At 55.4% G+C, this 13,775-nt stretch carries 15 protein-coding genes and 2 pseudogenes; 9 read left to right on the top strand and 8 right to left on the bottom strand.

Annotated features, from left to right (window positions below; all coding sequences use genetic code 11):
- Positions 1-100 precede the first annotated feature (100 nt).
- Positions 101-454: pseudogene (locus QTL96_RS13510) on the bottom strand (integrase); the annotation flags it as partial.
- 11 nt (positions 455-465) lie between these two features.
- A pseudogene (locus tag QTL96_RS13505) lies at positions 466-758 on the bottom strand (ArdC-like ssDNA-binding domain-containing protein); the annotation flags it as partial.
- A 1,242-nt stretch (positions 759-2,000) separates the two neighbouring features.
- Between QTL96_RS13505 and QTL96_RS13500 the strand changes: the two are divergent.
- The 7 genes from QTL96_RS13500 (at position 2,001) to QTL96_RS31270 (ending at position 5,964) form a co-directional block, all read left to right on the top strand.
- A complete protein-coding gene (locus tag QTL96_RS13500; RefSeq protein WP_112974580.1) occupies positions 2,001-2,222 on the top strand; it encodes a hypothetical protein in 222 nt (73 codons plus the stop codon).
- Between the two features lie 44 nt (positions 2,223-2,266).
- Entirely contained in the window at positions 2,267-2,992 is a 726-nt protein-coding gene (locus QTL96_RS13495; RefSeq protein ID WP_289728028.1) for a nucleotidyl transferase AbiEii/AbiGii toxin family protein, read from the top strand.
- Positions 2,993-3,178: 186 nt separating this feature from the next.
- Positions 3,179-3,418 carry a hypothetical protein gene (locus QTL96_RS13490; RefSeq protein WP_112819514.1) on the top strand — a complete coding sequence of 80 codons (240 nt, stop codon included), beginning with the start codon at positions 3,179-3,181 and terminating at the stop codon, positions 3,416-3,418.
- 10 nt (positions 3,419-3,428) lie between these two features.
- Positions 3,429-3,920, top strand: a complete 492-nt coding sequence (locus QTL96_RS13485) for a cupin (RefSeq protein ID WP_289728027.1) — start codon at positions 3,429-3,431, stop codon at positions 3,918-3,920.
- A gap of 531 nt (positions 3,921-4,451) precedes the next feature.
- A complete protein-coding gene (locus QTL96_RS13480; protein WP_112943043.1) occupies positions 4,452-4,661 on the top strand; it encodes a hypothetical protein in 210 nt (69 codons plus the stop codon).
- A gap of 143 nt (positions 4,662-4,804) precedes the next feature.
- Positions 4,805-5,251, top strand: coding sequence for a hypothetical protein (locus tag QTL96_RS13475; protein ID WP_289728026.1), 447 nt, complete (start codon positions 4,805-4,807; stop codon positions 5,249-5,251).
- Positions 5,227-5,964: an MOSC domain-containing protein gene (locus QTL96_RS31270; RefSeq protein ID WP_354669137.1), complete on the top strand. Its 738-nt coding sequence runs from the start codon at positions 5,227-5,229 to the stop codon at positions 5,962-5,964. The genes QTL96_RS13475 and QTL96_RS31270 overlap by 25 nt, the downstream gene beginning before the upstream one ends.
- Before the next feature lie 3 nt (positions 5,965-5,967).
- Here QTL96_RS31270 and QTL96_RS13470 read toward each other — a convergent pair whose 3' ends face one another.
- From QTL96_RS13470 to uvsE, 4 genes are all read right to left on the bottom strand, one after another.
- The gene (locus QTL96_RS13470) at positions 5,968-7,635 is read right to left on the bottom strand and encodes an FAD/NAD(P)-binding protein (protein WP_289728025.1); all 1,668 of its coding nucleotides are present in this window, start codon (positions 7,633-7,635) and stop codon (positions 5,968-5,970) included.
- Positions 7,636-7,714: 79 nt separating this feature from the next.
- A complete protein-coding gene (locus QTL96_RS13465) occupies positions 7,715-7,948 on the bottom strand; it encodes a DUF2171 domain-containing protein (RefSeq protein ID WP_112974321.1) in 234 nt (77 codons plus the stop codon).
- A gap of 618 nt (positions 7,949-8,566) precedes the next feature.
- Positions 8,567-8,794 (bottom strand): hypothetical protein, encoded by a 228-nt coding sequence (locus QTL96_RS13460; RefSeq protein ID WP_289728024.1) that lies wholly within the window; start codon positions 8,792-8,794, stop codon positions 8,567-8,569.
- A 254-nt stretch (positions 8,795-9,048) separates the two neighbouring features.
- Positions 9,049-10,101, bottom strand: coding sequence for a UV DNA damage repair endonuclease UvsE (gene uvsE, locus QTL96_RS13455; protein WP_289728023.1), 1,053 nt, complete (start codon positions 10,099-10,101; stop codon positions 9,049-9,051).
- A gap of 167 nt (positions 10,102-10,268) precedes the next feature.
- Here uvsE and QTL96_RS13450 point away from each other — a divergent pair, with 167 nt between their 5' ends.
- On the top strand, positions 10,269-10,508 hold the full coding sequence (locus QTL96_RS13450; RefSeq protein ID WP_289728022.1) for a hypothetical protein: 240 nt from the start codon (positions 10,269-10,271) through the stop codon (positions 10,506-10,508).
- A gap of 22 nt (positions 10,509-10,530) precedes the next feature.
- Here QTL96_RS13450 and QTL96_RS13445 read toward each other — a convergent pair whose 3' ends face one another.
- Both QTL96_RS13445 and QTL96_RS13440 read right to left on the bottom strand, forming a co-directional pair.
- On the bottom strand, positions 10,531-10,935 hold the full coding sequence (locus tag QTL96_RS13445; protein ID WP_289728021.1) for an NUDIX domain-containing protein: 405 nt from the start codon (positions 10,933-10,935) through the stop codon (positions 10,531-10,533).
- An 82-nt stretch (positions 10,936-11,017) separates the two neighbouring features.
- Complete coding sequence (locus QTL96_RS13440) at positions 11,018-12,223, bottom strand: MFS transporter (RefSeq protein ID WP_289728020.1); 1,206 nt, start codon at positions 12,221-12,223, stop codon at positions 11,018-11,020.
- Positions 12,224-12,888: 665 nt separating this feature from the next.
- Between QTL96_RS13440 and QTL96_RS13435 the strand changes: the two genes are divergently transcribed.
- Positions 12,889-13,773 carry a Ku protein gene (locus QTL96_RS13435; RefSeq protein WP_289728019.1) on the top strand — a complete coding sequence of 295 codons (885 nt, stop codon included), beginning with the start codon at positions 12,889-12,891 and terminating at the stop codon, positions 13,771-13,773.
- Positions 13,774-13,775: the final 2 nt, after the last annotated feature.

The following is a 13,775-nucleotide window of genomic DNA, read 5'->3' as shown; positions in this document are numbered from 1 at the left end:
TGCAATTATGGAGTTGAATTCCAGAATTGCAAGTTTAATTATTGAAGCAAAAAGGCGGCAATCATCTCAGCATCTAGATAAGCGACGTCAGGCTAATACCTTAAGATCGTGAAACGGCACCAAAGCCGGGCCATAACATTTGCGCGTCGCGTTCGTTGCATCGCGTTGCGCGATTATAGTGGCTGGAGGCCTGTCGCACTGATCGACAGCGGGATTGATTCACCGCCTCCGCCAACGGAATGCCGCGATTAGCGGCTTACGTCAGATAGCCCGACCGCAGCCCATGCGCAGAAAACTCCCTAGGGGCAAGACCTGCAATCGCGGTTCGCCGCTTCACGATCGCGTTGATCGACTGGGAATCCAGCGCCCGCCGCGACAGCGTGCCCCATCTGCCGATCGCCCTGAAGACGCCACCCTTGTCGATCCCGGCCACGGCCAACCAGGCGTTCACGGCGCCTCGGTTTAGTGCTCGGGCAGTCCTTCGATCTGCTCGACGTTGAACACGGAATAGGCTTTGAGGAACGGGATCTCTCGATCGACCTCACCGCCGTCTCCGTCCGCTTCGGATTTGGTGAATACGACCGTCGATCCGATCTCGCCCTTTCGAACAGCGGCGCCGAGTTCCAACGCTTGCTTGAACGTCATCCACATCGACGAAGCAAATCCATGCGACATCTACTCTGACATAGCAGGAGAACGTTCATGCCCGAATACGGTTGGCCGGCGTGGCGGAGCGGGCGAGTTATCCAGCCATGGATCGATGCTCCGGCTCATTGTTTTCGCAATGGCGGCGGAGGTTGAGGCAGCGGGATGGGGCTTAGCGGTCGGCTTGTCCAGCCCTGTGAACATTGGAAGTTTCGGTTGCCGACCATGGTCAAAAAAGGCATTAGCGTTGCACCAACGATTCTGCAGTCTGACGATCTGCAAGTGCGGCAGGAAACCGCTGCATTTCGAAGGGACTATGTTCGACCCAATGCCTGAATATCTAACAATACCCACCCGTATTGACGTCGTCAGCGCTTAAGAAGTCATCGCCACATCCGAGGCGGACTGGGAGCTTTTGCCAGAGTGGGCCTGTGACTGCTACGAGCGTGGGCAAATGGTAGTCGCCGAGACGGGCGTCACAATTTTCAATGGTCCGAAGGCTCTAAGAGCTCGACCGGATGATTTCATTGTCCGCGATCAGGCTGGAAGTTTCTCGGTCTATGACGCAGCAGACTTCGAGAAAAACTTCGTTCGCGCGCATTCCGCACACATTCTCCAGCTGCACGCCGCGTAGTCACTGAGACACGGTTACCAAGCCCGGTTGTTCGGCTTCGCAGGGTGAGGCCCAGATCCTGAAGATATCCTAAGATATATCGTAAGACACAAATATCGGATAATATAGCTTATGGAACTAACTCAATTTTGGTGGTTAGGCCGCCACTAGGTCTAGAAATTACCCGATTTGGCGCGGTCGCGTCCAACGAAGCAAGCTACAGGCGAACGATTGATTGGATTCGTTCAACCAAATTCTCGCCTGAGCTCTTCTAGCATGATCGCCAACTTTGGTCCGCTAACCAGCGTCCCGCTGAACTCCAGCGTCGCCCTTCACCCCTTGACGACGTCGGCCGAGACGATCTGCTGACCTCCCCCCGATCTTGATCGATGAAGGATCCGAGGTCGCTAAAGCCACGTCAAGCGAAACCAGGTTGGCGGTTGCAAGCATTATTGCGGTCATGGTTGTGCGGCTCAATGCACCTCCCGACGAACTTGAGCTTTTACAGCGAAGCTGCGATCCATCTCGAAGGTCATTTCGACAAATATGACTGGGGTTGATCGTCGATCCCACATACGCCATGGGCGGGGGTCTCTATGGTTGGAAATCTTCCATTTGGTCTCCAGCCGTCTGCAGCGCTTGCCTGCCTTAAAATCCGGCGCCTCGCGTCCTATCTATACCGGGCCCCATTCATTTCCGGCCGCTTTTAAATGGCATCGGAATGTGGTAGAAGACTGTCGCTATGGCAATGCATTTTGGAAATCAGATCACCCCTGCGGAATTTCCCGAGCTTAATAGGCTCGCTTGGAATAGGGATCCTCGTCGCCCGATCGACGCGGCTGAGGTCTTTGCACTGTACGAGCGCAACTGGCACTTTGTCGATCGCGACAAACTGACTACGCGTGAAGCAATGTTGATCGATGAACTCGGCGAAGAATTCGGACACGGCTTCAAATTGATGTAGCTTTTTGCCTGATTGGACGCGATTGTCGTCTAAAAGGGCTACAAATGACATTCATAAAACCCCAACATGAAAACATCGCCGAGATCCTCCGCTCCATGGACGGTCGGTTTCTGGAAAGCTGTGGCTGTTACTTTGGTGGCGGTACGGCGATCGTTCTGAAGCACGGCGAATACCGTCAGTCGCTTGATGTCGATTTCCTATGCGCGAACACGGACGGATACCGCGAACTCAGAGTCGCTGCGCAGCGGTCGGGCGCGGCTGGCCTGTTCGGAGCCGACATCAAGGCTGCACGAGAACCTAAGTTCGACCGCTACGGAATCAGAATGTTTCTCCTCTACAGGGATCAGCCAGTAAAATTCGAGATCGTTCGCGAGGAACGCATTCCAGTGGGTGGCCATCTCGATGACGATCTCAGGGTTCCTATTCTTTCGGCTTCGGACATGTTCGCTGAGAAACTTCTGGCAAATGCGGATCGTTGTCTTGATCGTTCGGTTGCTTATCGCGATGCAATTGATTTGGGTCGACTTGTCATGGCTCACGGCGAGATCCCGTTAAGCGCGGTTTCGAAAGCGCAACGTGCCTATGGTGAAAGCGTCGAACACTACGCTGTTAAGATCGTCAATCATCTGCTTCAGAAGGACGAAGTCCGCCAAGCGGCTCGGGTTCTGCAGATGCACAGCGATAACGCTTTTGATGCCATAGCGGCGCTTCGCGCGGACGTGCGCCGGCTGTGGCCCGACGGTGGTGTCGAGGATGACCACACGTTCTGACTGGCGTTAGCGCCTCACGGCCCGGTGCATCGCCTCTTCAAGCCAAACGAAAACTCCGGGAGGACGGGTATCTCACCCCTGTCCCGGAATCCTTGGGGCGCACTCACGGCCATTGGATCTCACATTTTCTCCGGAACTGCGTTAAGCGGCAAAAGTTATGCTCTGGAGTTAGTAGGAGGAAGCATCATGGACAACGCCTCGAAAGAACTTGCCAACGAATATCGACGTCTAGGGGGCCGACGGATTGCGGTGATTGACGATAATCTTGGCTCGTCAAGAGACTGGGATGGCGATCCGCCAGAGGCAGCGCGGTTTTGGAAGGAAAAAATAGCGTCACTATCTGATCGGGAAAGACGCGACGTTGAAACCTTTCTGCCGTCGCTCAACGACGAGAGCGATGAGCCAGGACCCGACTTTACACGCTGAGACCGTTCAGATGGATATTGAAGAGATCATGTTCCCATCAAGTGACTGGGTGCCGAATAATCTTCGGCTCCCGGTCTTGGTCTATAAGCGCGCAGGAGGAGCAGCGGCCGCCAGTTCGTTTGAAGCTATCTTCACTGACAATGGCTGGACCGGAGTTTGGCGAAATGGGGTCTTCAGCTATCAGCACTACCATTCAGGAGCGCACGAAATCCTTGGCATTGGCCAGGGAAATGCAACCCTGTTGATCGGGGGCCCCGGGGGGCGAGCACTGCAGGTCTCACGCGGTGACTGCTTGCTATTACCGGCAGGAACAGGTCACCAAAACCTCAAATCTTCGCCGGATTTCGAGGTAATCGGCGCGTATCCGCATGGGCAGCAAGCGGACATCCAAAGAACGGCTCCGACACCAGATATTCTAAACAAGATATCGAGGTTGCCCATTCCTGATACTGACCCGGTTCTAGGGACGTCCGACGGACTGGTAAGACGCTGGAAACCGTGAAATCGGATGCCAGACGCCGTTATAGGGAGTGGGTTGGAAAAGTTAGCGAACTTTTGCTCGAAATCGTTGGCTAGCTCGCTCGCATCATCAGTGCGAAAAAATCCACGTCATAGTTTCGCGGGCGAGGAAACGGTGAACGATTTCAACTGTACCCCTGCCCTCGACGGCAAACTGAACTCGTCTTCTAGGCTGTCGAGCGCCAAGAGATCGCCAGACACGACACCTAATCGCCTAGGCAGGAAATCTCGGATTGAAGCGCAGGGTGCGCCCCTTGCGGGCTTAATGGCAGGGAGACGAGGCTACGAACAAGAGAGGAACGCAGTTGGCGAAGTCGGCTGCACGCACAGGGTAAAGGGTAGCGAAAGCGATTTCAGCTGTGCAGCTGTTTGTTGCCGGGCCCCTTTTCAGCGGCGACGACGTCACAATGGCGCGGATCTTGAACTGTTTCCTGCAAGGCTTCCGGCTGTCGGTTCCGTTAAGGGAACAAATTACCTGCGAGGGCATTCTCCCGCCAACTGAAGGAGGATGCGAATGAATGACAAACTTTCAGAGCGCGCACGACCCCTGCGTGGCAGGCCGTACTCCCTTGAGGAATTTCGCGCGAAGTATGGCCTAGATAGGCGGGATGCTGATGACCTGTTCAAACGTTTTGGACCTTCCTCCGTCGAGCTTGATCTTCTAATGGCGGCCAAGCGCCGGAGGCCATCGTTCCAGGCCGTCGCCGCCGACATCATACTGTGAAAGATGCTATGCGAAGTGATCGCAAAGGCGTCGTAACAGGCCGTAGCATTCGGACACACCAGCACAGCTTTTTGCTTTCTGTGGGAAGTTACAGAGGAACCTAAATCGCAATTGAAGGTTCTCCATCGGAACAGGAGGCAACCATGGCAGATCCGAATAAATCCCCCGCAGTCCAGTCATACAATGCAGACGAGGCTCGCCGGCGTTCTGCCGACCGCGATGCTCTCGAACAAGGCCTCGAAGATACCTTCCCTGCATCCGATCCGGTGTCGGCGACCCAATCGTCAGTCGCCAGCACCATTGATGGAAATGCCGCGAATGATCGTGATGATGCTCCGCTGGTGGACGAAGCTTTGAGGTCGACCGGTGAGCTCGGCGGTATTGAGCATCGCGGAGGTGTCCGTTCTCTTCGCCGAGACGCTGTGCGCTTGTCGGACCAAGCCTCCGAAGTTGCTAGCGGTGCAGTGGCGGTTGGGAAGGCTGAAGCAAAGTCAGTCCTCCAAAGCGTTGAAGACTTAGTCAAGGAACGCCCGCTTGCTACCGTCGCTATCGTCGCTGCGGTAGCCTGGTTCTGGGGAGCCACCCGATAGAGGCTAAGGCAACAGTTCAAGCGCTATGGCGTTATCCAGTCAGTTCTCTGCGCGGGGAACGGGTCGACGCAGTAGCTGTCACAATTGATGGCGTTCGAGGAGATCGCAGTCATCTTCTCGTCGACCTCTTTACGGGGGAGGTTGCTGCTCCGGAAAAGATCGCTCGCTGGCGTCCGGCGCTGGAGCTTGATGCTCGTATCGTCGATGGGGACGTCTTGGTCTCCTCAGGTGATTGGAACTTCCGGGTGGATGACCCCAATTTGGATATTGCGCTGTTGGACCATTTTGGATTCCGCTGTGCGATCCGTCAAGTTGGAAGCACTCTCCCGACAGACCAGGGTAAAGTCACTTTGTGCCCTCGATATGCCGCAAGCCCACTCCATTTGCTCTCGACCAGGTCACTTTCTGACTTGTCTGGGATCATGCCGCATGCTGTCTTGGACATCCGCAGATTTCGCCCGAATATTGTGATAGATACCAGTGCCAACGAGGACGATTGGATTGGTTGTCAAATCGCCATCGGTACCTACCGTGGCACGATCACGGAGAAAACCAAACGCTGCGGAATGACCATGATCGCGCAGACTGACGTGCCCGAAGATCCCGAAGTCCTGCGCACTGTCGTCCGGAGCCGCCAGCGGTGTTTCGGTGTATACGCTAACGTTGGATCTGAGGGCGCAATATCCGTTGGAGACACGATCTCACTCGAGTGAGCGTTACCCGTAGTGCACGAGAAGATCCGAGTTCGCTACCGCATCGATGATAGTGGCTGCCACCTTGCATCCCATCTCATGAGCACTTGTGATGCCTTGTATGAACGGCATCTTATGCAGCAGGAACGGGACTGAGACACAGTAAAGATTATTTGACAGCCCAGGTTCAACGCGGGGTCGGAAATCATCGTTGATCTCAACGCCACCTGTTCGCCGAGTCTCGTCGGTCGCGCTGGCCTCGGCCTTCCGGGTCTTTGCTTCTTCGATTGCGCCGGTCTGACGAAGGCTCGGGAACGGTAGATCGGAAGCGGAGAGCGCATGCTGTCCAGTAGCGTCGATGAAGGCGTCATACTTGCACTCATCTCCGTCAACAATCACGACCGCTCCTGGCTGTTCACCACCTCGGCTAATGTCGTAATCGTCGCCTAGCGCCTTGACGGACAACTTCCCTGCCTGATGCAGGGCAAGGAGCCGTTCGACGGATTCGTGGGGAACCGTCGCGTAGTCGTCGACGAAAACTGTCTTGAAATCCTTGTGGAAGCGCTTCAGATCTCGGTCATTCAAACGAGGGATGGCAAGCGCAATGACTTCGTGCATTCTGAGGATGGCGTAACGCCACTGGATGGTTTGCCGCTCGGCTTTGTTTTCCTTGGCTTCCGCGAGGTTCTCAGCGGCCCAGACGAAGGGATCGGCGTGTTGTCGCGCTCGAAAGTAGCGGTCGGCAATGTCCTCCACAGACGCCAACGCAAGTCCAATGCGGGCAGCGTATTCAGGATCGGCTGCGGCAAGCTCTCGCCGGAACAACTCGAAGACCTCATCGAGAAGCCGATCCCGCTTTTGCTCAATCAGCAGCCGTATGGCTTCTTGAGTGCAAAACCTGAGAGGCTCGTATGGGATTGGACAATAGAAGTCCGCTTCGGGCAACAAACCCTTACGAGACATCATAGTGATAGAGAAGCCGGTGCTCGAGGCGTCTGGCTCATATCGCAACGTTCCATTGTCGTCCCGAAGGAACATGCCATGGGCGGTGGCGACGGAGACGACTGCGTCGATACCACTAAGCGACGTGCCCAAGACACCAACCTCTACAGCGCCAATCCTTTTGATCGCGGCAGCAGGCCATGGCGACACAAAATAACCAGGTGACGTCTCGGTGTTTTCGGGCCAATCGTGACCTGTGGCCATGACAACGTGGTCGAAGGACATTGCAGCATCGTCGCCACCGTGCCTTTTGAACTTGAGCGTTATGTTATCTTTGCCAAGCTTGATATCGAGAATACGGTGGCTGGCTTTCACATCTATGGAGTGGCCGCGAGAGAGCCCCTGGTTCACCAGTATCCAGAATTGTGCTGCCAGGAACTCGCCAAGAACAATCCGAGGGTAGAACTCACGTTCGCCGATTGCTGACCTTTCGATGCCTAGCTCTTGAAGCTCGCTGTAACTGCGCGACGACAGCCACTCGACGAGCGTCTGCTCAATGCGAGGGATTTCGATGCTGGCGATATTTGCCAGCATAGCGCGGTCATTGATCGCCGGATGGTAGGGCGTACCCTTCCCCGCATCAGGTGTTTCCTCAAAGATCGTAATAGACAGCGGCGTGGCGCTGGAAATCAATCCGGCGAGCGAATAAATCCCGGTGGGTCCAGATCCGATGATGGCGATTTTTGGCATGGTGGCGGGTTAGTCTCTTATGGAAGGGCGGCAGGGAGAGAACAGATAGGGAGCCGCTTGGAAGCGGCTCCTGAAACAATTAGTTGGCCGAGGACCACTGACTGCGGACGTCGTCAGCGCTCTTGGTCAGGTGGACGTGCTGATCAACATGGTCGACCCAGTCGAGTGGAATGAGGTGATGCTGACCATCGTCAGAGTCCGACTTCGTCAGCTTGATGCGCGATGTGCCATCCATGTGGTCTACTGTGCCCACGTGTGCACCATCGGCGCCAATCACTTCCATATGCTCGCGAACCTGTTCTGCAGAAATCATAGTATTGTCTCCTTTGTTTAGATCGCATGGGGGCAACGTCCACTGAGGGGCTTGGTTCCCGCAGGATGGGACCACTGCGGACAGGTCGGGCGCTCGACTGCCACTGCGTTGGCCATGGCGAGAAACTGGAAAAACCGCCATGTTCACCATCCCTGTCGCGTCCAGTTGACACGCTCGTGGTCCCATTAAAGGAATGCCCGTAGAGGCCGCGCGTTCCGCCTACGGGTCGGCGCGTACGTTAGTGTACCAAGCTACACTTGAGTGCGCCTGCCCGGAACTCGTAGCTCGTCCTACGCGGTCGGGCGTCGATGGTGTGTCCGACATTTGTGGACACCGCCAGGGTCGTATCCGTTCCACTGCTATCGGCGCGAGTCATGAATTCGCCATGACCTATAGACTTGCACCCGGTATCAACCATATTGGGGTCACCCACAGTTTGGAATCGTCTATTTAGATCGCTCTTATCGTCATTGCCTGTTTTTCGGTCCATTGAATCGTTCTTACTTCAGACGGAACTAGCGTCTGCGGCCACCAGTTTTAGGCTGCGCTCCGGGATCGCCAACGGTCCATCGTGAGCTCCCAAGTGCCTCTTTCGCATTTGGTGTGATTGTCACCGGTCTACTCGAAAACGTATCGATTTTCTGCTTTGTACAGGACGCCAAGTTCGGTAAGCCTGCAACGAGGCCTTAGGGGCTGTTCCGGTTCAGGCTCAACTTCCACCAGCCCTGCGGCAGCAGCGGCGTTGACAGTTTTCCGCCCTACCTGCCAAGGCAGCTCCTCAAATGAAGAACGATTGAGACCTTGCAACAAAAGCGCCAATCGTACGGTTGGTTGTTGCAGCTGCATGATTGGCTCCTGGTGGATCGCACGAAGACAACCTTCCTCACCAATCGAAGTTCCATTGGGAGCCTACGACGTTGTGAGCGAGATCGATGCGACCTCGTCTTTAAATGACACCGCCTAACGTCTGATCAAACGCGCATTCTGTTAGGGTGAGCAGTTCTGCCGTTTATCTGATGCGCCCTTATCGAGGTCAGAAGAAATCGTCGTGCTCGCGGCGATCGACAAGCGATGTTGCTCGCACGGTCGCACCTAGACTTTCAAGCGCCCTCTGTCCGGGTATCGTCTTCATCCATTGCTGACATTGCTTCATCGGATAGCTGGGACATCTCCTCCGGGTAGATGCCAAAACGTTCCGCGACGTCGGGCGCGTATCGAAGCAGGTCAGGGCGAAGACGGACGAGCGCGAGGTCTTTTGCTTTTGCCTCTAGCATGACGTCGAAATCGAAGTCCGCAACCTGACGCATGAAGGTCGCGAACTCGAAGGGATTGCAAAAATCTGCATGTCTGGTGAAAACAGGAGCCACTGGTTTCACCACCTTCTTCCTCGTCGCTTTGTCGATCCATACCTTCTCGCGCATCTCTGTCCGAGGCGATGAGAAATGAATTTTAGGTTGCTCGCCCGACGGCCACGTTGCCATGACCTTCGCGAACGTCTCGACCAAATCCGCTTTCTCCGGATTTAGACACCAAAAATGCTGATGGTCGAAGATGATGCGGACACCTGTCTTCTCATGGATCCACAATACATCCGCCGCCGAGAACCGAAGGTCGTCGTGCTCCAAGACAAGACGGCGACGCAATGGCTCGGGAAGGGTGTGCCATGTGTCGACCCATCGCTGACTGCTCGCTGGAATGTCGCCGTACGCGCCGCCGACATGGATGACCAAAACAGCCTCGGGCCCCAGTCCCATGAGATCGAGCATTTCAGCCTGACTTAAGAGGTCCCGTACACTCTTGGAGACGAGTTCCGGATCAGGACTGTTCAAAACCACATACTGGGAAGGGTGGAAGGATAGTCGGATGTCAAGGCGACGCGCTTTTTCGCCCAGCGTGGCCAGTTCGGCTTTGCTCTCTTTCACCATGCCATGGAAATGCGGCATTCCAGGATGCGTAGCATAAGGTGCCAAGTCCGATGACATGCGGTACATTGAAATGTTGTGCTTGGCCAAATGGTCGAGAATTTGATCTACGTATTCGAGCGACACTTTGAGATGAGGCATACTTGCAGCGCGTCGAGCATCGTTGCTCTTCAGATCGTCGCGAACCATCACTTTGACTGGAAACCCAAGTCTCGACGTCCGACGCCTCATGCTGCATTCTCCCCCTGGCTATCCTTCTCGAACGCTTGTCCCGCGGCCGGGTTCCCGGGTCACGCCACGAGAGGAACGAACTGCTCGGTCAGAGGTTGATCTCGCAGGCAATGCTTCCTCAGCTGGCCAGCTGATGAGACCCTGCCCGCGCCAATCAGGAGTGTTAAATGTCTCAAGACAATAGTCAGTCCGTCAGTCCAATCCAAGCGCTGTTCGCGGAGCTTGGAATCGTTGATCCGATTGCCATTGCAAACGCTCGGGAGCAGCATGCCGAAGTCATTGCTGCCTATCAGAATGGCAAGCTGACCGAAGCAGCACTTAGGCACAGTCTTGCGAGATCTCCAGACGACGACGATGAGGGTACTCCTAAGGCCGGAAGCGCGGTCACTCGACAGACCGAACGGTGACCTTCACTCACCGCAGTCGCCCTTACCTCGCTATCAATGCTCGAAAAACACTAGCATACTGCGGGTGGGAAAGATCAGGAAGAGCGGCTGCTTCGTTGGGTGCGATCCAGCGCATGTCGGTATGTTCGTCGCCCAATAGTCGTGCCTCCCCTCCTTCCCATCCCGTTATCAGAAATAGATGATAGCGGGCCTTTTTATGTCCAGTCTCTTCCGGTTCCCCCAACTGGGCGAGCGAGGTGTAGCGGCTTGGGGTCAGGCCGACCTCCTCCACACATTCTCGGACTAGCGCGTCTTCGACGCTTTCGCCTTTCTCAACGTGACCGCCCACGACATCCCAGCATCCTGGATACCAATCTTTGTTGGGTGCCCGCCGTACCAATAGTAGAACGCCGTCTCTCATGAAAATTCCACAGGCGAGGTCGATCATGGGAACCCTCCAAGGCCACCGGGTTAACTTTTACTGTGAGGAATGAAAAGAACGACTGTCGGTTCCGGTCGGCTCTGTTTGCCTAACTCAGACGTCGCCGGCGAGCTTGGAAAACATCGACCGCGAGAACCAGCGCCCCGAACGCACAAAGGGCCGCGCAAAGCGTGAACAAAGACCAGTAGCCAAAGGCATCCGCCCAAGTACCTGTTCCGAGCCCCGAAAGTAGGAAGCCGACGCTAATCGTATTACCAAACAGTGCTGATGCTGTCCCTGGCCGGCCATGCAACATACCCTGCACCATCTCCATTCCAACGATGCTGATAATCCCGATCCCCGCAGCCCGCGGGAACTGGCCGATGTAGAGGGACAACATTGTGGGATAAATCACTGCCATCAGAAAATAGCCGCCGAACAGTAGGAAGCCCATAAAGAGAAGCCACCGTTTTCTCGACAAATCGGGCCATGCAACGAAGGCTCCCATCACCACGACTTCCAGACCAGCACATAGGCTAAACAATATCCCCACGTCGCTCTGAGTGCCGATGTCTTGCGCTACCACGATTGACATGGCGTTCGATCCCATGAACATCGCCGTGTGGAACGCCGAGAGTGCCGCCAGCGGTAGGGCGGCAGAAAGCATTACCTTTGTCGAGAAGTGTGATCTATCCTGCTCATCAAAGGGCGTGCCCCTTAGCCGCGAAAACACTACAATGGCGAGAGCTGAAGCCGCTAGTAACGCCGCTCCTACGTACACGCCTTCATATCCCCTTCCCCAAATCAAAGCCGCGCCAAGCGCTGGGCCAATAGTCCAGCTGAGTGACGCGATGAGCCGTAGTACCGCCATCCCACGCGAAACAATCGGCCCACCGAGCTGATCGAGATGGGCCTTCGCCACCGCGAACAGTAGCGCGAAGGAAGCGGCGCTGAGACCGAATAAGATGCCCGCGCCGACAATCAGCAGCCAAGTTTGTGTGATGTAAGCACAGGCAGCGAGGCCCGCGACTTTTGAAAATAGCGAGAGGAGCAATGGCCAGATAACAGGCCTTCGATCCTGGAGGTGACCAAAGATTGTCGTAATAGCGATACCTGTCACAGCAGGCACCGTCAGGAACGCGCTGAGCTCCAGAGGCGACATCCCAATCTTTTGAACAGCAAGCAGTGCCATGTAGCTGCCAGCCATTGCTTCGGCGACCATCGCTAGCAGGATAGCCAACATGACCGGGATGAAGAATGGTACACGCCACAGCCGCGTTACCAGGATATCTTCGCTCTCACCATCGCCTTGCATGACCAACCGGCCCCTTTGTTGATGACCCACCGGTAGGAACGCAGCGGCGCAGGAGGATGTTCAAACGGATGCAATGAGGGTGCCGCTCTGGGGCCATGAGGCCCCTGACTTCGGGTCGAAATACGGACCTGGACAAACGGCGCTCGGTCTGGGCCTCCGTGGGATCTCTAGTCGCTGCCAGCCTTCGCTATCTAATATCTCCCAGGAGTTCCTACCCACCATAAGGCACTGACAAGGTCAGTCTGCCTGGCAATGCGGGGTTCGAGAGCGACATGTCGTAGCCCGGGCGCGTGGTGAAATTGCTTACCGGCGATCATAATGCCCTCGGATTTCCACGCTATTTGATCAAGTGAAGGACCGAAGCGCTGCTTTTATAACCTTGCGTTATATCGCGGATCAACGCGTTATCGAGCCAGATACAACTGGTTGCGAAAAAAAACGTCGATTGCCTTGAGGCGGTCCCAGCTAATCCAAAACGGCTCAAAGCACAGCCTGCAGACACACTGGCTCGTACCGCTGCCGGAATAGCTTGATCTTTGTTTCCCCGGCAAGCAGAGGAAGCCACCACTTTGCAAGCAGGTGTCTTGCAGATGTACGCGCGTCCGCTGCGGGAACAATATTTAATGCAATTTGGTTACCTGTTTCGAATTCATGGAGGATGAGGAATGACCGCTCACCGCGCTCAATGGAAGGGGCATCTGAAGATTGGCCAACTAAGTTGTGCCGTCAGTCTTTACACCGCCGCTTCGACTGCCGACCGTATCAGCTTCCATATGCTGAACCAGAAGACCGGAAACCGGTTAAAACGGGAATTCATCGATAGCGAAACCGAAGAGGTTGTTGAGCGGGAACAACAGGTGAAGGGTTTCGAGACGGGAAGCGGCGACTACATCATGATCGATCCTGAGGAGGTCGCAGCCGTCATCCCAGATTCAGACAAGATGCTGGAGGCAGAAGCTTTCATCATGTGCGGCGAGGTCGATGATGTCTATTTCGACAAACCGTACTACCTGGTGCCCGTTGATGATGAAGACAACGACGCTTTCACCTGCATCCGCGACGCACTGACAAGCACGAACGTGACAGCAATCGCCAGAACCGTTCTGTTCCGGCGCGTGCGAACCGTTCTGATCAGGCCACACGGAAAAGGCCTGATCGCAACCACACTCAATTTCGACTACGAGGTGCGGTCCTCCGAGGAAGCGTTCAAGGGCGTTGCGAAGGTCAAGGTCGAGGGCGAGATGCTGGACCTGGCAAAGCACATCATCGATACCAAGATCGGGAACTTCGACCCCGCCGAGACTGACGACAGGTATGAGACCGCCCTCGCCGCCTTGGTGAAGGCAAAAGCTGAAGGGAAAGCGCTTCCAAAACCAAAGCCGGTGAAAGTGTCGAAGCCCAATGATCTTCTGAAGGCACTGCGAGAAAGCGCTGGGATGAGCAAGCCTTCATCTAAGAAGCCAAAGGCCGCAAACGCAAACGCTGGGAAAAGGAAACTGAAGGCGGATCCCAAGGCGTCGTCCAAGAACACTCAGAAAAAGGCAAGCTGACC

The sequence above is a fragment of the Rhizobium sp. S163 genome, from assembly GCF_030380805.1.
Lineage (GTDB): Bacteria > Pseudomonadota > Alphaproteobacteria > Rhizobiales > Rhizobiaceae > Rhizobium.
The sequence above is the reverse complement of the archived record's forward strand: the minus strand, read 5'-3'. Positions and strand labels throughout refer to the sequence as shown.

Bases quoted from the DNA above. Each gene is read 5' to 3' on its own strand.
- QTL96_RS13500 (WP_112974580.1), top strand. From the start codon at position 2,001: ATGGCAATGCATTTTGGAAATCAGATCACCCCTGCGGAATTTCCCGAG.
- QTL96_RS13495 (WP_289728028.1), top strand. From the start codon at position 2,267: ATGACATTCATAAAACCCCAACATGAAAACATCGCCGAGATCCTCCGC.
- QTL96_RS13490 (WP_112819514.1), top strand. From the start codon at position 3,179: ATGGACAACGCCTCGAAAGAACTTGCCAACGAATATCGACGTCTAGGG.
- QTL96_RS13485 (WP_289728027.1), top strand. From the start codon at position 3,429: ATGGATATTGAAGAGATCATGTTCCCATCAAGTGACTGGGTGCCGAAT.
- QTL96_RS13480 (WP_112943043.1), top strand. From the start codon at position 4,452: ATGAATGACAAACTTTCAGAGCGCGCACGACCCCTGCGTGGCAGGCCG.
- QTL96_RS13475 (WP_289728026.1), top strand. From the start codon at position 4,805: ATGGCAGATCCGAATAAATCCCCCGCAGTCCAGTCATACAATGCAGAC.
- QTL96_RS13470 (WP_289728025.1), bottom strand. From the start codon at position 7,635: ATGCCAAAAATCGCCATCATCGGATCTGGACCCACCGGGATTTATTCG.
- QTL96_RS13465 (WP_112974321.1), bottom strand. From the start codon at position 7,948: ATGATTTCTGCAGAACAGGTTCGCGAGCATATGGAAGTGATTGGCGCC.
- QTL96_RS13460 (WP_289728024.1), bottom strand. From the start codon at position 8,794: ATGCAGCTGCAACAACCAACCGTACGATTGGCGCTTTTGTTGCAAGGT.
- uvsE (WP_289728023.1), bottom strand. From the start codon at position 10,101: ATGAGGCGTCGGACGTCGAGACTTGGGTTTCCAGTCAAAGTGATGGTT.
- QTL96_RS13450 (WP_289728022.1), top strand. From the start codon at position 10,269: ATGTCTCAAGACAATAGTCAGTCCGTCAGTCCAATCCAAGCGCTGTTC.
- QTL96_RS13445 (WP_289728021.1), bottom strand. From the start codon at position 10,935: ATGATCGACCTCGCCTGTGGAATTTTCATGAGAGACGGCGTTCTACTA.
- QTL96_RS13440 (WP_289728020.1), bottom strand. From the start codon at position 12,223: ATGCAAGGCGATGGTGAGAGCGAAGATATCCTGGTAACGCGGCTGTGG.
- QTL96_RS13435 (WP_289728019.1), top strand. From the start codon at position 12,889: ATGACCGCTCACCGCGCTCAATGGAAGGGGCATCTGAAGATTGGCCAA.